Annotated in this window: 28 protein-coding genes; 15 read left to right on the top strand and 13 right to left on the bottom strand. The window is 72.8% G+C overall.

The window, feature by feature from the left end:
* Nucleotides 1-2: 2 nt before the first annotated feature.
* The 6 genes from CFP66_RS02330 to CFP66_RS02355 form a co-directional block, all read right to left on the bottom strand.
* Nucleotides 3-275: a DUF4242 domain-containing protein gene (locus CFP66_RS02330; RefSeq protein WP_094920064.1), complete on the bottom strand. Its 273-nt coding sequence runs from the start codon at nucleotides 273-275 to the stop codon at nucleotides 3-5.
* A gap of 60 nt (nucleotides 276-335) precedes the next feature.
* Complete coding sequence (locus tag CFP66_RS02335; protein ID WP_094920065.1) at nucleotides 336-515, bottom strand: hypothetical protein; 180 nt, start codon at nucleotides 513-515, stop codon at nucleotides 336-338.
* Nucleotides 497-979, bottom strand: a complete 483-nt coding sequence (locus CFP66_RS02340; protein WP_158228009.1) for a GtrA family protein — start codon at nucleotides 977-979, stop codon at nucleotides 497-499. The genes CFP66_RS02335 and CFP66_RS02340 overlap by 19 nt, the downstream gene beginning before the upstream one ends.
* A gap of 409 nt (nucleotides 980-1388) precedes the next feature.
* Nucleotides 1389-1937 carry a protocatechuate 3,4-dioxygenase subunit alpha gene (gene pcaG / locus CFP66_RS02345; protein ID WP_094920067.1) on the bottom strand — a complete coding sequence of 183 codons (549 nt, stop codon included), beginning with the start codon at nucleotides 1935-1937 and terminating at the stop codon, nucleotides 1389-1391.
* Nucleotides 1930-2646 carry a protocatechuate 3,4-dioxygenase subunit beta gene (gene pcaH / locus CFP66_RS02350; RefSeq protein ID WP_094920068.1) on the bottom strand — a complete coding sequence of 239 codons (717 nt, stop codon included), beginning with the start codon at nucleotides 2644-2646 and terminating at the stop codon, nucleotides 1930-1932. The genes pcaG and pcaH overlap by 8 nt, the downstream gene beginning before the upstream one ends.
* Entirely contained in the window at nucleotides 2647-3813 is a 1167-nt protein-coding gene (locus CFP66_RS02355) for a 4-hydroxybenzoate 3-monooxygenase (protein ID WP_094920069.1), read from the bottom strand.
* 81 nt (nucleotides 3814-3894) lie between these two features.
* Between CFP66_RS02355 and CFP66_RS02360 the strand changes: the two genes are divergently transcribed.
* Nucleotides 3895-4656, top strand: a complete 762-nt coding sequence (locus CFP66_RS02360; RefSeq protein ID WP_094920070.1) for an IclR family transcriptional regulator — start codon at nucleotides 3895-3897, stop codon at nucleotides 4654-4656.
* Nucleotides 4657-5175: 519 nt separating this feature from the next.
* On the opposite strand, the gene CFP66_RS02365 is transcribed toward CFP66_RS02360, so the two are convergent.
* Nucleotides 5176-5466 carry a hypothetical protein gene (locus CFP66_RS02365; RefSeq protein WP_094920071.1) on the bottom strand — a complete coding sequence of 97 codons (291 nt, stop codon included), beginning with the start codon at nucleotides 5464-5466 and terminating at the stop codon, nucleotides 5176-5178.
* A 125-nt stretch (nucleotides 5467-5591) separates the two neighbouring features.
* Between CFP66_RS02365 and CFP66_RS02370 the strand changes: the two genes are divergently transcribed.
* The 8 genes from CFP66_RS02370 to CFP66_RS02405 all read left to right on the top strand — a co-directional run bounded on the left by CFP66_RS02370 (nucleotide 5592) and on the right by CFP66_RS02405 (nucleotide 12449).
* Nucleotides 5592-5780: a MerR family transcriptional regulator gene (locus tag CFP66_RS02370; RefSeq protein WP_094920072.1), complete on the top strand. Its 189-nt coding sequence runs from the start codon at nucleotides 5592-5594 to the stop codon at nucleotides 5778-5780.
* Nucleotides 5781-6189: 409 nt separating this feature from the next.
* Nucleotides 6190-7380, top strand: coding sequence for a cytochrome P450 (locus CFP66_RS02375; RefSeq protein ID WP_094921417.1), 1191 nt, complete (start codon nucleotides 6190-6192; stop codon nucleotides 7378-7380).
* Nucleotides 7381-7484: 104 nt separating this feature from the next.
* Nucleotides 7485-8486, top strand: a complete 1002-nt coding sequence (locus tag CFP66_RS02380; RefSeq protein ID WP_094920073.1) for an acetamidase/formamidase family protein — start codon at nucleotides 7485-7487, stop codon at nucleotides 8484-8486.
* A 9-nt stretch (nucleotides 8487-8495) separates the two neighbouring features.
* Nucleotides 8496-9254, top strand: a complete 759-nt coding sequence (locus CFP66_RS02385) for an SDR family NAD(P)-dependent oxidoreductase (RefSeq protein WP_094920074.1) — start codon at nucleotides 8496-8498, stop codon at nucleotides 9252-9254.
* A 2-nt stretch (nucleotides 9255-9256) separates the two neighbouring features.
* A complete protein-coding gene (locus CFP66_RS02390; protein WP_094920075.1) occupies nucleotides 9257-10390 on the top strand; it encodes an epoxide hydrolase family protein in 1134 nt (377 codons plus the stop codon).
* 86 nt (nucleotides 10391-10476) lie between these two features.
* On the top strand, nucleotides 10477-10863 hold the full coding sequence (locus CFP66_RS02395; protein ID WP_094920076.1) for a YciI family protein: 387 nt from the start codon (nucleotides 10477-10479) through the stop codon (nucleotides 10861-10863).
* Between the two features lie 11 nt (nucleotides 10864-10874).
* Nucleotides 10875-12083: an RNA polymerase sigma factor gene (locus CFP66_RS02400; protein ID WP_198961212.1), complete on the top strand. Its 1209-nt coding sequence runs from the start codon at nucleotides 10875-10877 to the stop codon at nucleotides 12081-12083.
* An 84-nt stretch (nucleotides 12084-12167) separates the two neighbouring features.
* Nucleotides 12168-12449, top strand: coding sequence for a YggT family protein (locus CFP66_RS02405; protein ID WP_094920078.1), 282 nt, complete (start codon nucleotides 12168-12170; stop codon nucleotides 12447-12449).
* A gap of 11 nt (nucleotides 12450-12460) precedes the next feature.
* Here CFP66_RS02405 and CFP66_RS02410 read toward each other — a convergent pair whose 3' ends face one another.
* Nucleotides 12461-13054 carry a hypothetical protein gene (locus tag CFP66_RS02410; protein ID WP_094920079.1) on the bottom strand — a complete coding sequence of 198 codons (594 nt, stop codon included), beginning with the start codon at nucleotides 13052-13054 and terminating at the stop codon, nucleotides 12461-12463.
* A 250-nt stretch (nucleotides 13055-13304) separates the two neighbouring features.
* Between CFP66_RS02410 and CFP66_RS02415 the strand changes: the two genes are divergently transcribed.
* The 5 genes from CFP66_RS02415 to CFP66_RS02435 are packed head-to-tail and all read left to right on the top strand — an operon-like array spanning nucleotide 13305 to nucleotide 18522.
* On the top strand, nucleotides 13305-13562 hold the full coding sequence (locus CFP66_RS02415) for a hypothetical protein (RefSeq protein ID WP_143517079.1): 258 nt from the start codon (nucleotides 13305-13307) through the stop codon (nucleotides 13560-13562).
* Between the two features lie 39 nt (nucleotides 13563-13601).
* Nucleotides 13602-15317 carry a hypothetical protein gene (locus tag CFP66_RS02420; protein ID WP_094920081.1) on the top strand — a complete coding sequence of 572 codons (1716 nt, stop codon included), beginning with the start codon at nucleotides 13602-13604 and terminating at the stop codon, nucleotides 15315-15317.
* 30 nt (nucleotides 15318-15347) lie between these two features.
* On the top strand, nucleotides 15348-16472 hold the full coding sequence (locus CFP66_RS02425) for a hypothetical protein (RefSeq protein ID WP_143517080.1): 1125 nt from the start codon (nucleotides 15348-15350) through the stop codon (nucleotides 16470-16472).
* A 9-nt stretch (nucleotides 16473-16481) separates the two neighbouring features.
* Nucleotides 16482-18014 carry a tripartite tricarboxylate transporter permease gene (locus CFP66_RS02430; RefSeq protein WP_094920083.1) on the top strand — a complete coding sequence of 511 codons (1533 nt, stop codon included), beginning with the start codon at nucleotides 16482-16484 and terminating at the stop codon, nucleotides 18012-18014.
* Nucleotides 18007-18522, top strand: a complete 516-nt coding sequence (locus tag CFP66_RS02435; protein ID WP_094920084.1) for a hypothetical protein — start codon at nucleotides 18007-18009, stop codon at nucleotides 18520-18522. The genes CFP66_RS02430 and CFP66_RS02435 overlap by 8 nt, the downstream gene beginning before the upstream one ends.
* 95 nt (nucleotides 18523-18617) lie before the next feature.
* Here CFP66_RS02435 and CFP66_RS02440 read toward each other — a convergent pair whose 3' ends face one another.
* The 5 genes from CFP66_RS02440 to CFP66_RS02460 all read right to left on the bottom strand — a co-directional run bounded on the left by CFP66_RS02440 (nucleotide 18618) and on the right by CFP66_RS02460 (nucleotide 23891).
* On the bottom strand, nucleotides 18618-19274 hold the full coding sequence (locus tag CFP66_RS02440; RefSeq protein WP_094921419.1) for an ABC transporter ATP-binding protein: 657 nt from the start codon (nucleotides 19272-19274) through the stop codon (nucleotides 18618-18620).
* Complete coding sequence (locus tag CFP66_RS02445) at nucleotides 19271-20221, bottom strand: ABC transporter ATP-binding protein (protein ID WP_094920085.1); 951 nt, start codon at nucleotides 20219-20221, stop codon at nucleotides 19271-19273. Before CFP66_RS02445 ends, CFP66_RS02440 begins: the two co-directional genes overlap by 4 nt.
* The gene (locus tag CFP66_RS02450; RefSeq protein WP_094920086.1) at nucleotides 20218-21159 is read right to left on the bottom strand and encodes an ABC transporter permease; all 942 of its coding nucleotides are present in this window, start codon (nucleotides 21157-21159) and stop codon (nucleotides 20218-20220) included. Before CFP66_RS02450 ends, CFP66_RS02445 begins: the two co-directional genes overlap by 4 nt.
* 168 nt (nucleotides 21160-21327) lie before the next feature.
* A complete protein-coding gene (locus CFP66_RS02455; protein ID WP_094920087.1) occupies nucleotides 21328-22302 on the bottom strand; it encodes an ABC transporter permease in 975 nt (324 codons plus the stop codon).
* Nucleotides 22299-23891 (bottom strand): ABC transporter substrate-binding protein, encoded by a 1593-nt coding sequence (locus CFP66_RS02460; protein ID WP_233159088.1) that lies wholly within the window; start codon nucleotides 23889-23891, stop codon nucleotides 22299-22301. Before CFP66_RS02460 ends, CFP66_RS02455 begins: the two co-directional genes overlap by 4 nt.
* Nucleotides 23892-24006: 115 nt before the next feature.
* Between CFP66_RS02460 and CFP66_RS02465 the strand changes: the two genes are divergently transcribed.
* Complete coding sequence (locus tag CFP66_RS02465; RefSeq protein WP_094920088.1) at nucleotides 24007-24609, top strand: superoxide dismutase; 603 nt, start codon at nucleotides 24007-24009, stop codon at nucleotides 24607-24609.
* The last annotated feature ends 13 nt before the right edge of the window (nucleotides 24610-24622 follow it).

A 24622-nucleotide genomic window follows, 5' to 3' on the forward strand; every position in this document is an offset into this window, starting at 1 on the left:
GGTCAGCGCCCGCCGGTCGTCGGGTCGATCGTGCGCGCCACCTCGTGCACCGCGTTCGCCGGGAACCCGCCCTTCTCCGCGTGCTGTCGGAGGTGGTCGGCGTCCGGGGCCACGTAGACGCAGAAGATCTTGTCATCGGTGACGTAGCTGTGCATCCACTGCACATCGGGCATGCCGGAGAGCACCTCGTTGCTCGTGCGGCTGATGGAGCAGACCTCGTCGTCGGAGAGCTGGCCGGCACCGGGCAGCTCCCGCTCGATCACGTACTTCGGCATGCCCTGGACGGTAACCGCGGACCCCCGGTCCGCACACCGTCCGAACGGACAGGGTCACGTTCAGTCGTCGCCGTCGTCCGGACCCTCGTCCCCACCGTCGTCGTCCTGCTGGGTGACGCCCGGCGCGTCGTCGGCGTCGTCGTCCCCTTCGGCGGGGCCGCACGCCCCGGCGGTGGTCAGGATCAGGGCGGCGCCGGCGAGGAACGCCGCGATGCTCCGGGTCAGGCTCGTTCGTCCCATGCGTCCACCTTGCCAGGTTCCGGCTCGTCCGCCCCGAAGACCCAGTACCGCAACACGAGGAACCGACCGATCCCCGCGAGGACGCTCGCGAGCGCCACGGCGAGCGACTCCTGCACCGGGGAAGACTCCTCGAGCAGCGCCTCCAGGAGCAGCAGTACCGCGGAGCTGTAGAAGGCGTAGAACGCCACGGTGCCGCCGATCTGCACCCGCGCCCGCCAGCGGTGCACCGCGCCGCCGGCGAACGTGAAGCGGTGGTTGGCCTCGGTGCTCACGGCGGTGCTCACCAGCAGCGCCACGAGGTTGGCCGGCACCGTGTCGATCCCGGTGCGCAGGAGCAGGAAGACCAGGGCGTTCGCCACGGTGGCCAGTCCGCCGACGACGACGTAGTGGGCCACCTGCACCAGCAGCGGGTGGTGCGCGCGCGACCCGGACCGCAGCCCGGCTGCCGTGACCGCACTCTCCACCGCGACCTCCTGACAGCGCTCGTTGATCCCTTCCTATCCCCTGGAGCAGGGGATGCGCTGTCCCTCACCTGTGCGAACGCTGTGCGCGGAGCGTCATTCCGGCGCCACCCGGACGACATGGGTGATCGCTGCCACCCTTGACGACGCGGTGGCGCCCAGGTGGCCCGCGACCTGCACGACGTGCGTGGCCACAGCCTCACCACGACCGAGGCCTGCTCATCGCGCATCGCGGAGGAGAACGGCTGCTTCTGAGCGCGCGACACACGCGCACCCAGACCCCGACTCGCGGAGGTGGGGCTCGCCCACCGCGCGAGTCGCGACCCCAGACCCGCGAGTCGCGACCCCAGACCCGCGAGTCGGGGCCCCAGACCCGCGAGTCGGGGGCTCGGTGCGCGGGTGTCGCGGGACGTCAGATCTGCAGGAAGACCGTCTCGCCCTCGCCCTGCAGTCGGATGTCGAACCGCAGCGCGCCCTCGCCCGCGGGGCGCGCCACGAGGGTGGCGGCGCGCTCGGGCGGCAGCGACGACAGCAGCGGGTCGGCCGCGTTGGCCTCGGCCTCGTCCGGGAAGTACAGGCGGGTGACGACCCGGTCGAGCAGGCCGCGGGCGAACACGGACACGTCGATGTGCGGGGCCTGGCCGTCGCCCAGCGCGCCCGGCTCGACCGTGACGATCTCGTAGCGGCCCTCGCCGTCGGTGGCGCAGCGCCCGAAGCCCTCGAACCCGGAGCCGGACGCGCCGCGGGGGTCGTCGGGGTGGTCGAAGCGCCCGTCCGGGTCGGCCTGCCAGGTCTCGACCATGCCGTCGGTGACCGGCGCACCGTTGCCGTCGCGCAGCACGCCGGAGATCCGGATCGCGCCGGGCGAGTCCTCGGCGACCACCAGATGGCCGTGCATCCAGGTCAGGCCGATCGACAGGAACGGCCCGACGGTCTGCGACGGGGTCAGCAGGTCACTCATGGGGCTCCTCGAAGACGGTCTGCTCGCGGCCGCGCAGCACGATGTCCCAGCGGTAGGCCAGCGCCCATTCCGGACGCGTGGCATCGAGGTCGAACGTCGACACCATCCGCTGCCGCGCCTTCGGGTCCGGCACCGAGTTGAAGATCGGGTCCTGGTCGAACAGCGGGTCGTCGGGGAAGTACATCTGCGTGACGAGCCGCTGGGTGAACGCCCGCCCGAACAGCGAGAAGTGGATGTGCGCGGGCCGCCAGGCGTTGGTGTGGTTGCCCCACGGGTAGGCGCCCGGCTTGACCGTGGTGAACGAGTAGTTGCCCTGCGAGTCGGTCATGACCCGGCCGCCACCGGTGAAGTTCGGGTCCAGCGGGGCGGGCCAGTTGTCGCGTACGTGCGGGTAGCGACCGGCCGCGTTGGCCTGCCACACCTCGACGAGCGTGTCGGGCACCGCGCGCCCGTCGCTGTCCAGGACGCGCCCGAACACGATGATCCGCTGCCCGATCGGCTCACCGGCGTGCTGCGCGGTGAGGTCGTGGTCGTGCGGGCCGATCTCCCCGGCCAGCAGCGGGCCGGTGACCTCGGTGAGCCGGTTCGGCAGCACGATCGGCGCCTGCGACGGCGCGCGCAGCCCGGTGCTCTTGTAGCCGGGTGATGCCAGCGGTGGGTGGGTGCCGGCCGGCGCGGGCCGGTAGCCGGCGGGATGCGGGATCGTCATTCAGACACCTCCATGAGGAAGACCCGTGTAGTTCTCGGCGAGGCTGGTGGCCGCGGCGCGCGAGGACACGGTGTAGCGCAGCTGGGACAGCTGCAACCGCCGGGTGAACGCGTCGCTGTCGGGAGCGACGTGCAGCATCGAGGTCATCCACCACGAGAAGTGCTCCGCCCGCCAGACGCGGCGCAGGCAGGTGTCGGAGTAGGTGTCGACACCGCGCTCGTCGCCGTGCGCGAGGAACGCCTCGAGGGCGTCGGCGAGCACCCGGACGTCGGCGATCGCCAGGTTCATGCCCTTCGCCCCGGTGGGCGGCACGATGTGCGCGGCGTCGCCTGCCAGGAAGAGCCGTCCGTGGCGCATCGGCTCGGCCACGACGCTGCGCATCCCGGTGACGCCCTTCTCCAGCACGGGCCCCTCGTTGAGGGTGAAACCGTCGGCGGCGAGCCGGGTGCCGAGCTCGTCCCAGATCCGCGCGTCCGACCAGTCGGCCACGTCGGTGTCCGGCGGGACCTGCAGGTACAGGCGGGTGACCTCGGGGCTGCGCATCGAGTAGAGCGCGAAGCCGCGGGCGTGGTTGGCGTAGACGAGCTCGTGGTGGGTGGGCGCGGCCTTGGCGAGGATCCCGAGCCAGGCGTACGGGTACTCGCGGTCGAACACCTCCGGCGCGAAGGCGCCGCGGCTGATCCCGTGGAAGCCGTCGCAGCCCGCCACGACGTCGCACCGCAGCTCCTGCCGCTGCCCGTCCGCGTCGGTGTAGGTGATCACGGGGGCGTCCGCGAGCTCGTCCAGGGCGACGTCGGCGACCTCGAACCGCAGGTCGCCGCCGGCGCGCAGCCGGGCGGCGATGAGGTCCTTCACGACCTCCTGCTGCCCGTAGACGGTGATGCCGCGGCCGACGAGGTCGGCGAAGTCGATGCGGTGGTCCTCGCCCTCGAAGCGCAGCGAGACGCCCTCGTGCGGCATGCCCTCGCGGTCGAGCCGCTCGGCCAGGCCCACGTCGCGCAGCAACTCGACGGTGGGGTGCTCCAGCACGCCCGCCCGCACGCGCTGCTCCACGTAGGTGCGACTGCGGGCCTCGAGGACCACGGATTCGATCCCGGCGCGGGCCAGCAGGTGCGACAGCAGCAGCCCCGCCGGTCCCGCCCCCACGATGCCGACCTGGGTGCGCATGACGGCGAGCCTGACGCACCGGAGCCGCCCACCTCGACTCGGCTTCCGGCCAGTGGAAGGCACGGGGCAGACTGGACGGCGATGGGTGAGACGGTGACGGGACGCGTACTGCGGCTGCTCGCGGCCTTCACCGCCGAGCGCCCCGAGCTCGGCCTCACCGAGCTGAGCCGGCGGGCCGACCTGCCGCTGACCACCACACACCGGCTCGTCGGCGAGCTCACCGACTGGGGCGCACTGGAGCGCAGCGAGGACGGGCGCTACCGGGTCGGGCTGCGGCTCTGGGAGGTCGGGGCGCTCGCGCCGCGCGGCCTGGGGCTTCGCGAGTCGGCCATGCCGTTCCTCGAGGACCTCTACGAGGTCACCCGCCAGAACGTCCAGCTCGCCGTGCTCGACGGCACCGAGGTCGTCTACGTCGAACGGATCTCCGGTCGCGGCGCCGTCAACGTGATCACCCGCGTGGGCGGGCGGCTGCCGTTGCACGCCACCGGCGTCGGCCTCGTCCTGCTGGCCCACGCCGACCCGGAGCTGCAGGAACAGGTCCTCGCCGCCCCGCTCAAGCGCTACACGGCCAAGACCAGGTGCGAGCCCGAGGAGGTGCGGCGGGCACTCGCCGACGTCCGGCGCACCGGGGTGGCCGTGAGCGACGGGCAGATCGAGCTGATCGCGCTCTCGGTCGCGGCCCCGGTCCACGGCTCGCGCGGCGACGTCGTCGCGGCCCTGTCCGTGGTGGTGCCCGCAGCCACGTCCGACGCGCGCGCCTACGTCCCCGTGGTGCGCGCGGCGGCCCGCGGCATCTCCCGGGCCCTGGGCGCGCCGGAACCGCGCACGTCCCGCCGCGGCTGAGCCGCCGCACACACCTCCGCGAGGCCGCACACAGGCCCGGACACGTGTGCGGCCTCCAGAAAGTGTGTGCGGCGAACGGCGGAGGCCGACGCAGCACCGGTGATCGGCGAATGTGGGCGGAGGACCGCGGCGGGAGCGTTGCCGGACCGGAGTCGGATGTGATCGCTGCGAGAAGTACCTGACGTCGCCGCGACAGCACCCACGCACTGCTCGGACCGATCACCCGGCCCTGATCACTCCGACAAGTACGCCGCAGTCGTAGCACCCGCACCCAGGTACTGATCAGATCGATCACCGCGCGCCGCGGTCCGGCTGACGCAGACCCAGTGATCGACGAGTGCGGTCGGCACCGAGGCGCCTGGAGAACCGCACACTCTGATCACGCCCGGGCGAGCGCCGCCGCCCACCCGACGCCGCCGGTTCCGGTCCGAGCCGGCCGCACACATCTCCGGGAGCCCGCACACAGGTCTGGACATGTGTGCGGGCTTCAGATGGTGTGTGCGGCGGGCGTGTGAGCCGTCAGCCCGGCGGGCGCTCCCAGCGGCCCCGCGGGCCCACGTACCGGTCCCCGCGGTACGGGCGGTGCAGCGCCTCCCGGACGAACCACCACGCCTCGTCGCGGGTGTCGGCCCACCCGTGCGAGGTCTTCCCCCGATCCGGAACCGCCGTCCAGCGGTACCGGCCGCTGCGCTCGTGGAACGTCACCGAGCCCCGCTGCTGGGACTCGATCATCGCCCGCGCCGCCGCTTCGTCCGGGGCCTCCCCCATCGCGAACCCGCCTCCCGGTAGCTCCGTCATCCAGAACGCCATGAGCGGAGAGTACTGCCAACTCCGCCAGAAGCGACAGAAAACGCCAGACAGCGCAACACTGCGAGAGCAACGCCAGAGGCGCCAGAGCGCGCCGAACAGCGCCTACCAGCGCATATGGTGACCGAATGGCGCCTGAACGGCTCGTCACCACGAGTGAGCTCGCCCGCGCCCTGAGCCTGTCCAACCGGACGATCCAGCGGTACCGGAGCCTCGGCGTGCTCGTGCCCGAGCTGGAGTCGCCCGGCGGTCACGCTCGCTGGGACGTCGAGAAGGTCAAGCAGCAGCTCCGGGAGCTGCGCCGCAAGGACGACTGACCCGGCGGCCGGGATCTCGTTCCGCTCTCCGGCACCGGGTGCACCGCGACGCGACGGCGCTCGGATCCGTAGGTCCGAACCTGGAACACACCCTGCACGTGGGCGCGCCGCCCGTGATCACCGGATCGGTGCACGGGCGGCATCATGTTGCCGCCTCTGCACCCGTTCGCTGATCATGCACCGGCGGGCCACGGCGGCCCGCTACCGATCGCCGGTTGGGCACGTTCCTGGCGAGATGCTGCCGTCCCTGCACCCAACTGACGATCACGCGGTGGTCGTGGCGGATGGGCACGGCGTCCGTGTGGCCGCTCCTCCGATCGACCCGGCCGGCTTCCGCTCGTCGGAAGACGGGCCGCCGGACTCGCTCGCGCGGCGGCATGCTGGGTCCACCCGCGTCGAGGGAGGCCCCATGACGGCAGTGCTGCCGGACGTCGACCCGTTCTCGCCCGAGTTCCTCGCCGACCCCTACCCGGCCCACGAGCTGCTGCGCGAGGCCGGGCCGGTGGTGCACCTGGAGCGCTACGGCATCCACGCCAGCGCCCGCCACGCCCCGGTCCGCGCCGCCCTGCACGACCCGGAGGCGTTCTGCTCGTCGGCGGGTGTGGGGATCTCCGACTTCCGCAAGGAGCAGCCGTGGCGGCCGCCGTCGCTGCTGCTCGAGGCCGACCCGCCGGAGCACACGCGGGCGCGGCGGGTCGTCGCGGGCGTGCTGTCCGCCGCGGCGATGCGGCGACTGACCGAGGCCTTCACGGCCGCGGCCGACGAGCTGGTCGCCCGGCTCGCGCACGGCGCGCCGTTCGACGCGATGGCCGAGCTCGCCCTGGTCTACCCGCTGCGGGTGTTCTCCGACGCGGTCGGCGTGCCCGAGGACGGCCGGGAGCACCTCCTGCAGTACGCGCGGATGGTGTTCAACACCTTCGGCCCGCGCAACGAGCTCTTCGAGAACGCCGTGGCCGGCGCGGGCCCGACCCGGGAGTGGGTCGACCAGCAGTGCCGGGAGGAGAACCTGCGCCCCGGCGGGATGGGCGCGCAGATCCACGCCCGCGCGGCGGCCGAGGGCTTCTCCCCCGACGACGCGGCGATGCTCGTGCGCTCGTTCCTGTCCGCGGGCGTCGACACCACCGTGCACGGCCTCGGCAACGCGCTCTGGTGCCTCGCGCGTCACCCCGACCAGTACACCCTCCTGCGCGCCGACCCCGGGCTGGCGCGCGCCGCGTTCGAGGAGGTGCTGCGCTACGAGGCGCCGGTGCAGACCTTCTTCCGCACGACGACGCGCCCGGTCGCGCTGGACGGCGTCGAGATCGGCGGGGGCGAGAAGGTGCTGCTGTTCCTCGGCGCCGCGGGCCGCGACCCCCGGCAGTGGAGCGACCCGGACGCCTTCGACGTCACCCGGCGCGCCACCGGCCACGTCGGGTTCGGCTTCGGCATCCACGCCTGCGTCGGCATGGCGATGGCGCGGCTGGAGGGCGAGGCGGTCCTGACGGCGCTGGCGCGCCACGTGGCAAGGATCGAACCGGCGGGCGAGCCCCGACGGATGCTGAACAACACCCTGCGCGGCCTGGAGACCCTCCCCCTCCGGCTGGTCCCGGGGCCCGCCTGATTGCAGCAGAGCCACTTCCACGCCACCTCGCTGCATGGAAGTGGCTTTGCTGCAACGGGCCCGTCGCTCTTGCGGCGCGCCCCCGCGGGGCAGACGATCTCCGGGTGGACGTCCTCGAGTTCCGCCCGCGACCCGACCAGTACGCGTGGACGTTCGGCGGCGTCGCCCCGACGCACCGGATCCGCCCCGGCACCGTGCTGAAGCTCTGGACGGAGGACGCGTTCTCCGGGCGGCTGCAGCGTGTGAGCGACAAGCCGTCGCAGGTGCTGAACATGGCCGAGGTGAACCCGCAGACGGGGCCGTTCTTCGTGGAGGGCGCCGAGCCGGGCGACACGCTCGCCCTGCACATCGTCGACCTCACCCCGGCGCGGGACTGGGCGGCGTCCACCACGATCCCGTTCTTCGGCGCGCTCACCGGCACCGACCGCACGGCGCTGCTCAACGAGCCGCTGCCGGAGCAGACGTGGATCTACGAGCTGGACCGCGCGCGGGGCACCGTCCGGTTCGAGGCGCAGCGCTCGCAGCTGTCACTGGATCTGCCGCTCGCACCGATGCTGGGCACCGTCGGGGTCGCGCCGCCCGGCCGCGAGGTGCGTTCCAGCCTGGTGCCCGACACGTTCGGCGGCAACATGGACACCCCGGAGATGCGGGCCGGCACCACCTGCTTCCTGGGCGTCAACGTCGAGGGCGCGCTGTTCTCGGTGGGTGACGGGCACTACCGCCAGGGCGAGGGCGAGAGCTGCGGCACCGCCGTCGAGGGCGCCATGGACGTCACGCTGGTCGTGGAGCTGGTCAAGGGCGGGGCTCCCGCGTGGCCGCGCCTGGAGCACGACGACCACTACGCCGTGGTCGGCTCGGCGCGCCCGCTGGAGGACGCGTGGCGGGCGAGCCAGGTCGGCATGATCGCCTGGCTCGGCGAGCTGTACGGTCTGGACCCGCTCGACGCCTACCAGCTGCTCACCCAGGTCAGCCGCTCCCCGCTGGCCAACGTCTGCGACACGAACTACAGCGCGGTGACACTGGTCGAGAAGTCACTGTTGCCCTCCGCCGACGCCTTCGGCGGCATGCACCGCCACCTGCGCGAGCAGGCGGCCACCCTGATCTGAGGAGCAGTCATGGACCTGCAGCTCGCCGGCCGGACGGCGTTGGTCACCGGCGGAACGAAGGGGATCGGGCGCGCGGTCGTCGACGCGCTGGTGGGCGAGGGCGCGCGCGTGGCGTTCTGCGCCCGGACCGCGGGCGAGGTCGACGCCGCGGAGGGTGAGCTGCGCGCGGCGGGGCACGACGTCGCGGGCACGGCCGTGGACGTCGCCGACGCCGACGCGCTCGCGGGCTGGGTGGCTGCGAGCGCGGAACGCTTCGGCGGGATCGACGTCGTCGTCGCCAACGTGAGCGCGCTCGCCGTCGGCCGCGACGAGGCCAGCTGGAAGGCGGCCTTCGACATCGACCTCATGCACACCGTGCGGCTGGTGGACGCGGCGCTGCCGCACCTGGAACGCAGCGGGCAGGGCAGCATCGTGGCGGTCTCGAGCGTCTCAGGGCGCGAGGTCGACGCCTTCCACGGGCCGTACGGCAGCATGAAGGCCGCGATCGTGCACTACGTCTCCGGCCTCGCGTTCCAGCACGCCGGCCGGGTGCGCGCCAACGCCGTCTCCCCCGGCAACGTCTACTTCGAGGGCGGCATCTGGCAGAGCGTCGAGCGCGACAACCCGGACTTCTTCGCCGAGGCGCTGGCGCTCAACCCCACCGGACGCATGTGCACCGACGAGGAGGTCGCCTACGCCGTCACCATGCTCGCGAGCCCGCGGGCATCGTTCATCACCGGCACCAACCTCGTCGTCGACGGTGCCCTCACCCGGGGAGTTCAGCTCTAGATATGCGCGAGTTCCGGATCGACGTCCCCGAGTCCGACCTGGACGACCTGCGCGACCGCCTCGCCCGCACGCGCTGGCCGGACGCCGAGACGGCGTCGGGGTGGAACCAGGGCGTGCCGCTGGAGTACGCCCGCGAGCTCTGCGACCACTGGGCCCGCCGGTACGACTGGCGCCGCTGCGAGGCCGAGCTCAACGCGCTGCCGCAGTTCCGCACCGGGCTCGACGGCGGCGGCGACGACAGCGTCGAGGTCCACCTGCTGCACGTCCGGTCCCGGCACGAGCGAGCGCTGCCGCTGCTGCTCACCCACGGCTGGCCGGGTTCGATCGTCGAGTTCCTCGGTGTGATCGACGCGCTCACCGACCCGCCGGACCCGCGGGACGCGTTCCACCTGGTGATCCCCTCGCTGCCGGGCTACGGCTTCAGCGGCAAGCCGACCGTGCCGGGGTGGGGGGTGGAGCGGATCGCCACCGCGTGGGCGCAGCTGATGGACCGCCTCGGCTACGACCGCTACGCCGCCCAGGGTGGCGACTGGGGCGCGATGATCACTTCGGCGCTGGGCACGGGCGCCCCGGAGAACCTGGTGGGGATCCACCTGACGATGCCGATGGCCGCGCCGCCGCCCGAGGGCGAGGGCAGCCCGCTCACTCCTGCCGAGCAGGAAGCGCTGGCCAGCCGCAAGACCTTCCAGAAGGTCGGCACCGGGTACTCCAGCGAGCAGTCCACCCGGCCACAGACGCTCGGCTACGGGCTGGCGGACTCGCCGTCGGGGCAGTGCATGTGGGTCGTGGAGAAGTTCTGGGACTGGACCGACTGCGCCGGCCACCCGGAGAACGTGATCTCGCGCGACCGCCTGCTGGACAACGTCATGCTCTACTGGCTGCCCGGTGCCGGTGCCTCGTCGGCCCGGCTGTACTGGGAGAGCTACAAGCGCAGGCGGATGGACGAGGTGCCCGTGCCCACCGGCGTCACGCTCTTCCCCCAGGAGCTGATCCGGCTGCCCCGGCACTGGATCGAACGGCGCTACACCGACCTGCGGCACTGGAGCGAGCCCGCGGTCGGCGGCCACTTCGCCGCGATGGAGCAGCCGGACGTCTTCGTCGACGAGCTGCGCACGTTCTTCCGCAAACTCCGCTGACCCGGCTGTCGAAACCGTCCGCGCCGGATCGTCATGGCGGTGCGCACCGCAAAGGGCGGACACTGCGCAGGACCGAGGAGATTCCCATGCGCTACACGCTGCTGCTCCACTACGCCGAGCCCGCCGACGGCGAGCTGTCGCAGGAGATGATCGCCGCGGGCCAGGCCGCGTTCGACGCCTACGGCAAGGCCCTGGCGTCGGCCGGCGTGCTCATCGGCGCCGAGGTGCTGGAGCCGACGTCGGGCTCGACCACGGTGACGCTGCGCACCGGCAGCCTCCAGGTGCAGGACGGCCCGTTCGCCGAGACCAAGGAGGCCCTCGCCGGGATCTTCGTGATCGACGTCCCGGATCGGGACGCCGCGATCGGGTGGGCGGAGAAGTGCCCCGCGGCGCAGTGGGGGGTGGTGGAGGTCCGCGGGGCGGCCACGTCCTTGCGCGACGGCGTCTGGACGGCAGGCTGCACGGCCGGCTGAGAATGACCGACGTGGCGCAGGTCCGGGCGGCGCAGGCTGCCCGGACCTCCTACGGGCGGCTGGTCGCACTGCTCGCGGCGGGCAACGGGGACATCGCCGCGGCCGAGGACGCGCTCGCGGACGCCTTCGAGCGCGCCCTCACGGCATGGCCTGTCGACGGGGTGCCCCACAACCCGGACGCCTGGCTGCTGACCGTGGCCCGCAACCGGATGCGCGATCGCTGGAAGTCCGCCGACACCCGCCGCACCGTGGCGTGGGACCCCGATTGGCACGACCCCGCGCACCTCGACGCGCTCGACCTCGACGCGGTTCCGGACCGGCGGCTCGAGCTGATGCTGGTCTGCGCGCACCCAGGGATCGACAAGACCGTGCGCACGCCGCTCATGCTCAACACGGTGCTCGGCTGCACCGGCGAGCAGATCGCCCGTGCGTTCGCCCTGCCCGCCCCGACGCTGGCGGCGCGGCTGGTCCGGGCGAAGCGCCGCATCAAGGACGCGCGGATCCCCTTCCAGGTCCCCGACGTGCACGTCCTCCCGGAGCGCATGGACGCCGTGCTCGAGGCGGTCTACGGCGCCTACGCGATCGACTGGCACACCACGGGCACCGAGCTGCGACCGGCGCTGGCCGGCGAGGCGCTGCACCTGGCCGAGACGCTCGCGCACCTCGCCCCCAGCGATGCCGAGGCCCACGGCCTGGCGGGCCTGATCTGCCTCTCCCTGGCCCGCCACCCCGCCCGTCTCGACGCGGACGGGCGATTCGTCCCCCTGCCCGAGCAGGACACCGCGCGCTGGGACGGGGAGCTGATCCGCCGGGGCCGCGAGCACCTGCGCCAGGCCCACGGGCTGCGCGAGCTCGGCCGGTTCCAGCTGGAGGCGGCGATCCAGGCCGTGCACTGCGCACGCCGGGAGTCGGGAGCGATCGACTGGGTGTCGCTGCGGGACCTGTACGAGGCCCTGCACGGCCTCGCGCCGGGGCTGGGCAGCGCCACGGCGCTGGCCGCGGTGACGGCGGAGACCGACGGGCCGGAAGCGGGCCTCGCGCTCCTCGACCGGATCACCGACCGGACCGCGCGGTTCCAACCCGCCTGGGCCACCCGCGCGCACCTCCTCGAGCGGCTCGGCCGCGTCGCCGAGGCGCGCGCCGCGCTGGACAAGGCCATCTCGCTCACCCACGACCCCGCCGAGCGGGCCCACCTCACCGCACGGCGCACGGCGAGGTGAGAGCCGCGCCGGGCACTTCGCGACCCCGCCCGACGTTGTCGGTTCGTCCCCCGGCACCGGCCCGGCGGGGCGGAAGGGGACCGGATGTCCGCGGTCGGATCTGTGCTCGCCACGTTGCTGCTGCTCTTCCAGATCGTGCTGGTGGCGCGGGCGGTGGTCGACTGGATCGCAGCGCTGTCCTCGAGCCCGGAGCCCGAATGGCGCCGCACCGCCCAGCGGGTCACGCACGCGGCCACCGAACCGGTGCTGGCCCCGGTCCGCCGGATCCTGCCGCCGATCCGCGCCGGGTCGGTGGGGATCGACATGGCGTTCATCGTGGTGTTCGTCGCGACGGTGCTGCTGCGCCTCGTGTTCCTCTCGTTCTGAGCCGTCCCGGGTCAGGCCACGCCGGCCGGGAGCCAGGGCGACACCCTGTCCCGGTCGAGGAGGTCGGGCCGCGCCAGGCTGCCGAGCATGGAGTGCACCGCGGCCTCGGCGTCCCGGGTCCAGGCGTGGCAGCGCTGCGCGGATCCGCAGAGCGTCGGCGCACGGTTGCGCGCCGCGTCGACGATCGCCTCCGCATCGGCACCGACCTCCTCGTTCGCGGTGGCCGGATCGCGTAGCTGCACCCCCGCGGCGGCGGCGATGCCCGCGACGTCGGTCAGCCGGGTCCTCAACCACTCCCACGGAGTGGTGGTGACCGCGTCGTCCCAGTGACGGTCGCAGGGCTCGACGCCCACGAAGTACGGGTGGAAGTGGGCTGCGTCGAACGCTCCCGGCGTGCCGTCGAGACGGTCGAACAGGTCCGCCCGCCACATCGGCTGATCGACCACGACCTTCTGGGCCGCCGATTCGGAACCGCGCCGCGGCTGGGGGGCCACCTGGCGGACCTCGATGCGCGCGCCGTGCTCCAGGTGGCTGTCCGAGAGGTCGATCTCGAACCAGTGCCGTACGAGAACGGCGACCTCGTTGTAGACGAAGGCGTGCTCCACTCGCTGCTCCTTCTCACGTCGCCGGGCTCGGGTCGGTGATACCTGCCTACCGCCTCTGCCGGCCGATGGCCAGCAACACCGGATCGTGGCCGACCGACGGGCTCGCCGTGCCCGGCACGAGACAAACGAGGGGCCTGCTCCGGGACGTCCGACGGTTGTTCCCCGCTCCGGCTGGGCGAGAGACTCAGCCAATCAGCCTCTGACCCTCGACGTCCCCTCGGTCGTCGGGGAGCGGGAAGGGGTACCGGTCATGGAACACGTGAGCGCCGAGGTCCATCGCGCCGTGGACAACATCGCCCAGATCGTCCGGAGGGACGGTGGGGTTCTGGACCTGCGGACCTTCGACGCGACGACGGGCGAGCTGGTCGTCACGTTCGGTCAGGCCGCGAGCGAGGACTGCGTCGCCTGCACGATCGACGAGCCCATGGTGCGGGCGTTCCTGGAGGAGGCCGTCCGGGCCCAGGGCGTAGAGCTCACCGCACTGCACATCCAGTCCCCCGCGGGTTGACCCCTGCCCCGTCCTTCGACGTCGAGGAGATCGGTTCCCATGACGATTGCGTCCGATGCAGGCGAGGGGAAGCACCGGTTGGAGGTGCTGAACCCGACCGCGGACGGCTACGGGACGGAGGCCGCCGGGCTGGCTCCGCGTCCTTCCGGCCTCGCCGGGCAGACGGTGGGCCTGCTCTGGAACGGCAAGCCCAACGGTGACGTCGCGCTACGGGCACTGGGCGCGGCGCTGGAGTCGCAGTTCGACGGCCTGCGGACGCGGTTCTACAGCGGCTCGATCCCGTGCGACCGGACCCTCCTCGAACAGGTGGCGCGGGAGTGCTCCGCGGTCGTGGGGTGCACGGCCGACTGCGGATCCTGCAGCTCCTGGATGACCCACGACATCATCGCGATGGAGCGCGCAGGCGTCCCGGCGGTCCTCGTCGTGTCGAAGGGGTTCGAGGAGGACGTCGAGGCGAGCGCCCGGGCCTTCGCCCTCCCCGACGTGGCGCGGGTCGTGGTGCCGTGGGTCTACAACAACGCCACGGAGGAGGTGTCGATCGCGCAGACGCTCGATGCCCTGCCCGGCATCGTCGACCGCCTCGAGGGCCGGCCCCACGCGAAGGACGCGCCGAGCGGTGCGCTGCCGGCGCCACCGGTGATCTCCTTCCACTCCGACGACGCCACCGACCTGTTCGCGCAGTTCAACCAGTACTTCACGGACCGCGACTGGGGCGACGGGTACCCGCTGCTCCCTGCGACGCGGGACGCGGTGGACGCCCTGTGCCACGGCATCGCCGACCCGGACGAGGTCCTGTACACCCTGCCGCCCGGCAACGGTCAGGTCACACCGCGCAAGATCGCCGTCGCCTGTGCCATGGCCGGCACCACGGCGCGGGAGATGGCAGTCGTCGAGGCCGTCCTGCGGGCGTTCAACGACCCGCAGCAGCAGGTGCGGCTGCGCACCGTGCTCATGTCGACGAGTGCCCACGCCCCGTTCGTGCTGGTCAACGGGCCCATCACCCGAGAGCTCGGCATCAACGGCGGGCGCGCGTGCATCGGCCCCGGGGCGCAGAACCAGGTGAACCTGCGGATCGGTCGCGCCGTGACCCTCGCGCTCAAGAACCTCGGCGCCTGGTACCCGGGCGTCCTGGACATGGACACCATCGGCTCCGTCCGCAAGAACGTGGTGGTCATCAGCGAGAACGTCGACGAGAGCCCGTGGACGCCCTTCCACGTCGACGCCGGCTACGGGGCGAACGAGAACACCGTGACCCTCTTCGTCACCCTGGGCGAGACCGACGTCGGCTTCCAGGGGCACCTGGATCCCCACCAGCTCGCGCGCTCCATCAGCGCGTTCGACAGCGTGCAGGGCGGCTACTTCTCGGGGCTCTTCGGCGGTGAGAAGGCGAAGGAGTCGCCGAGCGGCCGCCTGCTGCTCGTCGCGCCGCCCCACGCGGACGCGCTGGCCGAGGGCGGCATCGGCAAGGAGGAGTTGCGGGACCTGCTGTTCGAGTACGGCCACCAACCGCTCTCCCGCGTCCTCGAGCAGTGGCGGAAGCTGCACCTGGACGGGAAGACGTTCCCGGAGTGGGACTGGGCGTTCGCACTCGACGCGCAGGAGCAGGAGCGTCGGACCCTGCCCGTCGTGCGCAGCCGCGACCAGTACGTGCTCGCGGTCTGCGGGTCCACCCGCGGCAAGGACATGTTCATGCCCACGGCACTCCCGCCGGTCACGGCGCCCCTGAAAGCGGAGTGGGCCGACCGGAGCAGCTGATCCCACGGCCGACGAGACACGAGGATGACGATGGAGTCGAATCGAATGGGGCCGGACCGAAGGACGAGCACCGGCTGGGCGATCGCCGCGGCGGCGGCCCTGCTGCTGAGCGGCTGCGGCGTGACCAACACCGGGTCGGCGGGTGAGACCGGTGGGGAGGGGCCCTTCTACGAGGGCAAGGAGATCAACCTCATCGTCCCGTTCGACGCCGGCGGCGCCTCGGACGTCTACAGCCGGATGCTGAGCGGCCACCTGTCGAGCCACATCGAGGGCCGGCCCCAGATCGTCGTCGAGAACGTTCCCGGTGGTGCGCAGAAGGACGGCATCAACCGCTTCGAGCGCGCCGAGCACAACGGCCTGAACCTGGCGATGAGCTCGGGCGGTCTCATCGCCGCCACCAAGTTCGACGAGGAAGGGATCCAGTTCGACCTGGCCGACTACGAGCCCCTGATGGCGTTCGGCGGCACGATGGTGATCTTCGGCAGCACGGCGGCGGGCATCACGTCGCTCGAGGACCTGCGGAACTCGACCGAGCCGGTCTTCTACGGAGGCCTGGAGTTCAACGCCTCCGAGGCGGTGCGCACGTTCGCGCTCGAGGAGTTGGGCCTGGCCGGCTTCGAGCCGCTCATGGGCTACGACGGTGGTGGCGCCGTCACGGCAGCGGTGCTGCGCGGGGAACTCGGCATCGGCAACTCGACGTCCTCGCACTACATCGAGAACGTCCGGCAGCTCGAGGAGGACGGCTCGATCGTCCCGCTGATGACCCAGGGGTACGTCGTCGGCGGCGAGATCGTGCGCGACCCGGCCTTCCCGGACCTCCCGACCATGCCCGAGGCCTACCGGATGCTCACCGGTCAGGAACCGGAGGGGATCGCCTGGGAGACCTACGAGGCCCTCACCGCCGCGCAGACGAACCTGCTGCGGACCTACTGGGTCCACGGTGACGCACCCGAGGAGGCTCGGGCGGCACTGCGCGAGGCGGTGGCCGAGCTCGTCGCGGACGAGGCTTTCACCGCCGAGGCCACGCAACTCCTGCACGTCGACTCCCCGCCGCAGATCGGGGACGAGCTCGCGGCCTCCACGGCGTCGATCGTCGACCTCCCTCCGCAGTCGGTGACGTGGCTCGAGGAGTACATGGCACGGGCCGGCGCCTGAGGATCACCGATGATCGAATCCGCTCTCGACGCGCTGCAGATCCTCGTCAGCCCACAACACCTCGTCTGGCTGTTCCTCGGTGTCGGCATCGGCCTGGTCCTGGGACTCATCCCGGGGCTGGGTGGCCTCACCGGCATGGCGGTGCTGCTCCCGCTCATCGTCGGGCTCGAGCCGGCGAGCGGCATCGCCATGCTCATCGGCCTCAACGCCGCCACGACGATCGGCGACACGTTCCCCTCGGTGCTGATGGGCGTTCCCGGAACCGCCGCGTCCCAGGCCACCGTGCTCGACGGCTATCCGATGGCCCGCAAGGGCCTCGCCAACGTCGCGCTCGGCGCGGCCTTCACCTCCAACATGGTGGGCGGGTTCATCGGAGGCGTCGTCCTGCTCGTGCTGATCCCGCTCGCCCGCCCCCTGATCATCGGGATGGGGTCCCCGCAGCTGTTCATGCTGACGCTGCTGGGCTTCAGCCTCGTGGGGGTGCTCGCCCGGGGAGCCGTCGGCCCGGCCTTCATGTCGGGCCTGCTCGGGATGCTGCTCGCCACGATCGGCAGCGCGTCGATGACCGGCGACTACCGGTTCGTCGGCGACATCTTCTACCTCTACGACGGCCTCGACCTGTCCATCCTCGCGATCGGGCTCTTCGCGATCCCGTCGATCATGTCGCTGCTCACCCAGAACCAGTCGGTGGCCCGGGAGATGGCCCACCAGCGTGGTGGCGTGCTGCGAGGGGCCCGTGCTGCCTTCAGCCACAAGCGCGTGCTCGTCGGCAACTCCCTCCTGGGCAGCGTCCTGGGCATCGTCCCGGGCATCGGCGGGAGCGTCATCGACTGGATCACCTACGGCGCCACCAAGCAGGTCGTGCGCAAGGACCGCGACCAGTTCGGCAAGGGGGACATCCGCGGCGTCATGGCCCCCGAGGCCGCCAACAACGCCAAGGACGGCGGGGTCCTCGTCCCGACCCTGATGTTCGGGATCCCCGGCAGCGCCACCGCGGCCATCCTCCTCGGCGGGTTCGCCACCATGGGGATCTCGACCGGGCCGAGCATGCTCGCGCCCGAGAACCTCTACCTGATCTTCGTGATCATCTGGACGCTGGTGCTCGCCAACGCGATCGGGGCCATGTCGAGCGCTGCCCTCGCCGGCACCCTCAGCAGGATCAGCCTCCTGAAGCCCTACACGTACGGCCCGTTCCTGCTGGTGATCATGATCATCGCCGCCTACCAGGCCGGGGTCCGGTGGGGCGACGTGGTGGCGGTCGTCGCCATCGGCCTGCTCGCCTGGTTGATGCAGGCGCTCAAGTGGCCGCGCCCGCCGCTGCTCATCGGGTTCGTCCTGGGCACCGGCGCGGAGAACTACCTGTGGATCTCGGTGGGCAGGTACGGGTGGACCTGGCTGACCGAGCCGTCGGTCATCGTCATCGGCGCGGTCATCCTCGTCACGTTGCTGGCGGGGTTCACCGGCGTCTTCGGCCGGCTCCACGCGCGGTTCGCCCGCGTCGAGACGGTGCCGGAACACACCAAGGAGTCCTCTCGTGGTTAGCACCAGCGCGGTTCGGATCGGCGCGGACGGGATCCTCCTCGCCGTCTTCACCGCCGCGGCGGTGATCTCGCTGCGATCCCTCGACAGCCCGACCTACTGGTTCCCCGCCTTCATCACCCTCAGCGGGACGCTGGCCGCCGGGTACAACCTCGGCGCCGATGTCGTGCGCGTGCGCGGCGGCCACTCGCTGACCGACGGCGAGATCGTCGACATCGGGGCGTCGGTCACCGACACCCACGACGATGCCACCGAGAGGGACGGGGCGGGGAGCGTGGGCGCGAGGGCTCTCGTCCTGGCGCTCTGGCTGGTGGCGCTGCCGCTGCTCGGGCTCGTGGTCCCGTTCTTCTACGCCGCCCTGGTCTGGCTGGTCGCGCTGCTCCGCTTCCAGGCCAAGCAGAAGTGGCTCTTCGTGGTGGTGTCCGTCGCCGTGTTCGGCGTCTTCCTCAACGTGCTCATCGTCCTGCTGGAGATCAGGATGCCGCCGGCGGTCCTGACCGGGCTCGGATAGCGCGGGCCGGCCACCGAGGTGACCGGCCCGCTCCCCCACCGACGTCGAGCTGCCAGAACGATCACCAGTAAGAGGTATTTGCAATCTACTTGCAACTAGCCGGGAACGCCAACGAAGGGGCGCTCGACCCGGTCGGCCCACACCGCGAGCAGCTCCTCGTCGTGCGACACCGCGAGCACGCCCGCCCCCTCGCGCGCCCGTTCCGCGACCACGCCGACCAGCGCGGCGGTCGTCGACGCGTCGAGCATCGCGGTCATCTCGTCGCAGATCAGGTAGCGCGGTCGCAGCACGAGAGCGCGCGCGAGGCAGGCGCGCTGCAGCTGGCCGTCGCTCACCTCGTGGGGCCGGCGGCCGAGCAGCTCGGGCGTGAGCCCGACACGGTCGTGCAGCTCGCCCTCCAAGGCGGGGTCGCGCCGGCCCCGGGTGGCCAGCAGCGGTTCGGCGACGATCTCGCGCAGCGGCAGGCGCGGGTCGGCGGCCAGGCGCGGGTTCTGGAACACCACCCCGACGGCCGTGCGCAGCTCTCGCGGCGCCCGGTAGCGCACGCCGGGCGCCCGCACGCCGTCGATCTCCACGGCGCCGGCCCACGGTGCGTGCAGCAACGCCAGCACCCGCGCGAGCGTCGACTTGCCGCACCCGCTCGGCCCGGCGAGACCGACGACCGCGCCCTGCTCCACGGTCAGGTCGACGCCGTCGAGCACGCGGACCCCCCGGCGGTACCCGGCGACGACGCCGCGCGCCGCGAGCGTCACGACGAGCCCACCGGCGCGCACGCCACCGCCCGCGCACCGCTCCACACGAGCGCCGGATCGGGCACGCAGGAGTGCAGGTCGGGCCGCCGCTGCCCGAACCCGCACCCGGCGGGCAGGGCGGTGAGGTCCGGGGGATGGCCCGGCACCGGTGTGAAGCCGCGGTCGGGCAGCGCGCCGAGCAGGCCCGCGGTGTAGGGGTGCCACGGGTCGTCGAACACGGCGTCGGCGGGTCCGACCTCGACGAGCCGGCTCGCGTACATCACGGCGACGTCGGTGGCCACGCGCCGTGCGGCACGCAAGTCGTGTGTGATGAGCAGGACCGCGTGCCCGCGCTCGGCCATCCCGGCGAGCAGGTCCACGCTCCGGTCGACGAGCGGGCGGTCCAGGCCCGCGGTCGGCTCGTCGGCCAGCAGGACCGGCGGGTCGCCCGCCAGCGCCGCGGCCAACCCGACGCGCTGCGCGGTGCCGCCGGACAGCTCGTGCGGGTAGCGCTCGAGCATCTCGCGCGGCAGCCCGACGTCCTCGGCGAGCCGCCCGACGACGGCCCGCGGGTCGGGATCCCCGGGCCGCAGTGCCCGCACCGCCTCGGCGAGCTGCGCGCCGACCCGGCGGACCGGCGTCAGGTGGGTGGCCGCCGACTGCGGCACCAGCCCGATGCGCCGGCCCCGCACCCGGTCGCGCAGCACGGACTCCGGCGCGTCGAGCAGGTCGCGGCCGTCGAGCTCCACCCGCCCGGCCACCTCCGCGTTCGCCGGCAACAGCCCGGTGATCGCCGCGGCCAGCACGGACTTGCCGCACCCGCTCTCCCCCACCAGCGCGAGCAGCCGTCCTGGACGCAGCGTGAAGCTCGCGCTGGTGACCGCCCGCACGGTCCCGGCCCGCCCCCGAGCGCCGAGCCGGAACCGCACGGACAACCCCTCGACGCGCAACTCCGCCGCCCCGCTCACAGCCCGAGCTCCGATCGGCGTCGCGGCAGGGACCGGTCTCGCCACCAGGCCGCGATACCGGCCACCGCCAGCGCCGAGGCGACCAGCAGCACCGCGGGGAAGGTCACGATCCACCAGGAGCCGAGCAGGACCGCGGCCCGGCCCTCGCCCAAAATGTTGCCGATCGAGGCGAGGTGCGGCGGGAGGCCGAGGCCGAGGAACGACAGGGCCGTCTCGTGCCAGACGGCGTGCGGGAGCAGCAGCACCGTGGACAGCGCCGCCTGGGGCACGATCGCCGGCAGCAGGTGCCGGCGCAGCACCCGCCACCGCGAGGCGCCGCCGGAGATGGCCGCGTCGACGAACGGCCGCTCGCGCAGCGAGAGCACCTCGGACCGGACGATCCGCGCCACGCTCGTCCAGTGCGTGAGGGCGATCGACGCGATCACCGCCAGCACCGAGCCCCGGTAGAGCGCCACGATCACGATGCCGAGCAGCAGGTGCGGCACGGCGTTGACGGTGTCGACGACGCGCATGAGCAGCCGGTCCGGCCAGCCCCCGAGCACGCCCGACGCCGCCCCGAACAGCGCCCCGAGCACCGTCGAGACCACTGCGCACACCGCGGCCACCAGCAGCGACACCTGCAGGCCCGCGAAGCTGCGCAGCAGCAGGTCCCGGCCCTGCGCGTCGGTGCCGAACGGGTGGGTGGGCGACGGGGGCAGCCGCACCGCGGTGTAGTCGACGAGCCGCTGGTCCAGCCCGCCCAGCCAGGGCACGAGCATGGAGGCGGCGGCGAGCAGGACCAGCAGCCCGCACCCGGCCGCCAGCCGCGACCGGGCCCGGCCCGCCGCGCGTCCCCGCGGCGTTCCCGCGCGCGGCCGTGCCGCCGAACGCCACTGCGGCTCGGCGTCCTCCGGCTGCCCCGCGGTGCGCGGTCGCCCGAGATCGACCTCAGCACTCATCGCACTCCCTCGCCGGGCGCACCCCAGAGTGCGACACATGTACACCCAGACCCCGACTCGCGGGGAGGCAGAGCGCGACACGCGTGCGCCCAGACCCCGACTCGCGGGCGGGGGTTGCGCCCCTTCCGCGAGTCGGGGTGCGCGGGCACGGGTGTCGCTGTGCGTGCGTCAGCCATCGGCCACCACCCTCGGGTCGGCGATGGCCACGGCGACGTCGGCGAGCAGGGAGCCTGCGAGGACCGCGGCCGTGGCCAGCACCGAGACGGCCGCGAGCATCGGGAAGTCGACGGCCAGGGCCGCGGTGACCACCGCCTCGGCGATGCCCGGCCACGAGAACACCGTCTCGACCAGCACCGCACCCGTCACCAGCTCCGGGATCCGGGTGCCCAGCAACGTGACGAACGGCAGCAGGGCCGTGGGCAGCGCGTGCCGCAGCACCACGGTGCGCTCGCCCAGGCCTCGTGCCCGCGCGCCCGTCACGTGATCCTCCCCGAGCGCGCCGAGCAGCGAGGACCGCACGTGCAGCACCAGCCACGGCGTCTGCGAGACGCCCAGCACCAGCGCGGGCAGCAGCAGGTGGCGGGCCACCTGCTCGACGGAGAACGCCGCGCCGGCGTCGGTGATCCCCGCGACCGGGAGCCAGCCGAGGCCCAGCGCGAACACGGCGATCGCGACGAGCGCCAGCACGAAGGGCGGGATGCCCTCCATCGCATGCCCGATCGCGGTCACCACCCGGTCGAACAGCCCGCCCTGCCACCACGCGGCGGCGGTGCCGGCCACCAGGGCCAGCACGACCGCGACGACGAGCGCGGTGCTCACCAGCAGCAGCGTCCACGGCAGCCGCTCGGCGACGACCTGGGCCACCGGCTGCCGGAACGCCCGGCTCGTCCCGAGGTCCCCCGACAGGATCCCGGACAGCCACCGCCCCAGCTGCTGGAACACGCCGTCGTCGAGGCCGAGGCGCTCGCGGGTGGCGGCGATGTCGGCGTCGGATGCGGAGAAGATGTCGACGCCGTAGTACTGGTAGACGGGGTCGAACGGCGAGGCCGCGGCGAGCAGGAACACCCCGACCGCCACGATCCCCAGCACCGGCACCGCGAACGCCAGCCGGCGCGCGACGAGCAAGCCGATCTCCCGGCTCACGAGCGGGGTGTCCAGTCCTCGACGTTCCACCACGGCCCCCACGTGGTGCCGTGCGTGTGCGGGTCGACGACCTGCTGGTAGCCGTCCCAGCGCTCGCGCACCAGGTAGGAGTGGTCGAGGAAGGCCAGGAAGACGAATCCCGGAGCGGCCGCGTAGGCGCGCTGCCACTCCTTGACCGCGGCCACGCGCGCCGCCTGGTCGGTGGCGCGCCGGGCCGCGTCCAGGCCCGCGTCGACGGCCGGGTTCGCGTAGAACGCCGGGTTGTTGAACCCGTCGCCGCCGTAGGAGCTGTGCAGCAGCGGGTAGCTCACGAGGTCCGGGTCGAACGGGGACCCGCCGCCGAGCACCACCGCGTCGGCGCCCATCCGCGGCTCGATCGCCTCCCAGCCCAGCCCCTCGAGCGCGACGTCGACGCCGACCGCACGGGCGTCGGAGGTGAACGCCTGCGCGAAGTCGCGTCGGATCGTGTCGTTGGCGGGGTACATCAGCGTGAACCGGGCGGGCACGCCGTCGCGGGCGCGCGTGCCGTCGGGGCCGCGGACCCAGCCGGCCGCGTCGAGGATCCGCTCGGCCTCGGCACGGTCGAACGCGAACTGCGCGCTCGGCTCGGCGTACTCGGACAGCACCTCGGGGATGGGTGTGGACGCCGGTGCGCCGTGACCAGCGAAGAAGGCGTCGATCATGCCCTGGCGGTCGACGGCGTGGTTGAGCGCCAGCCGGACCGCCGGGTCGCCGGTGACGGGATGGCCGCTGGGCAGCGTGATCGTGCGATAGTCGGCGCTGGGGTGGTGGTGCACGGCGTACTCCGAGTCGGCGAACGTCTCGGCGAGCGCGGGCGGGAGCACGGTGCCGTCGAACTCCCCCGCCCGCAGACGCTGGGCGCGGGTGTTGTCGTCGACGGCGAAGACGAGGTCGAGCGTGCGCACGGCCGGTGCGCCACCCCAGTACTGCGCGTTGGCCTCGAGCCGCATCGAGGTGCCGCGCCGCCACTCCGCCAGCCGGTAGGGCCCGGTGCCGACCGGCTGCGTCCCGAACGCCGACTCCGCGAGCGGCGCGGGCGTCGCCACCGCCTCGGCCGGGACGATGCCCAGCGTCAGCCGGTGCGCGAACGCGGAGTCGGGCTGGGTGAGCCGGAACCTGACCGTCTGCGGGTCCAGCGCCTCGACGCCGGCCAGCGTGCGGTAGTCGGAGCGGACCGTGGACGCGTAGGCCGGGTCGAGCAGCGCCGTGTAGGTGGCGACCACGTCCTGGGCGTCGAACGCCGACCCGTCGTGGAACGTGACGCCCTCGCGCAGCGCCACGGTGTAGGACATCCCGTCGGGGGCCTGCTCGGGCAGCGCCGCGGCCAGGGCGGGCTGCAGCTGCCGGTTCGCGTCGTGCGCCACGAGGCCGTCGAAGATCTTGGACGCGCCCTCGACGCCGTAGCCGAGCAACGGGTGCAGGCTCTCGGGCTCGTAGCCGTCGGCCAGCACCATCGTGGCGGGGTCACCGCTCGCGCCGGCCGCACCCCCCGGGGCGGTCGGCGCGGAGCACCCGGCGACAGCCGCGAGGAGGACGGCGGCGATGACGATCGGGGCGCGACGGTTCACGGCCGGACGGTAGCCACAGTTGCGAGTCACTGGCAAGAGCGTGAAGATCGCTGGTGCACCAGTTCACGATCTACTGCCACGACCTACTGCCACGATCTACTGCGAGGAAGTGCCCATGGCCCAGTACACGCTGCCCGACCTGCCCTACGACTACGGCGCCCTCGCCCCGCACATCGCCGGCGAGATCATGCAGCTGCACCACTCCAAGCACCACCAGACCTACGTCACCGCCGCGAACCAGACCCTCGACAAGCTCGCCGCCGCCCGCGAGTCCGGCGACTTCGCCGCCATCGTCGGCCTGGAGAAGACCCTCGCCTTCAACCTCGGCGGCCACGTCAACCACTCGATCTTCTGGAACAACCTCTCCCCCGACGGCGGCGGGAAGCCCCAGGGCGAGCTCGCCGCGGCCGTCGACGAGCACTTCGGCTCCTTCGACGCCTTCCAGGCCCACTTCACCGCCGTCGCCACCACCATCCAGGGCAGCGGCTGGGCCATCCTCGGCTGGGACACCCTCGGCAAGCAGCTGCTGATCCACCAGCTCTACGACCAGCAGGCCAACCTCCCCGCGGGCCAGATCCCCCTGGTCATGCTCGACATGTGGGAGCACGCCTTCTACCTGCAGTACCGCAACGTCAAGCCGGACTACGTCAAGGCCTGGTGGAACGTCGTCAACTGGGCCGACGCCGCAGCGCGCTTCGACAAGGCCCGCACCGCCTGACATGCCGTGAGTG

The organism is Pseudonocardia sp. MH-G8 (genome assembly GCF_002262885.1).
Lineage (GTDB): Bacteria > Actinomycetota > Actinomycetes > Mycobacteriales > Pseudonocardiaceae > Pseudonocardia.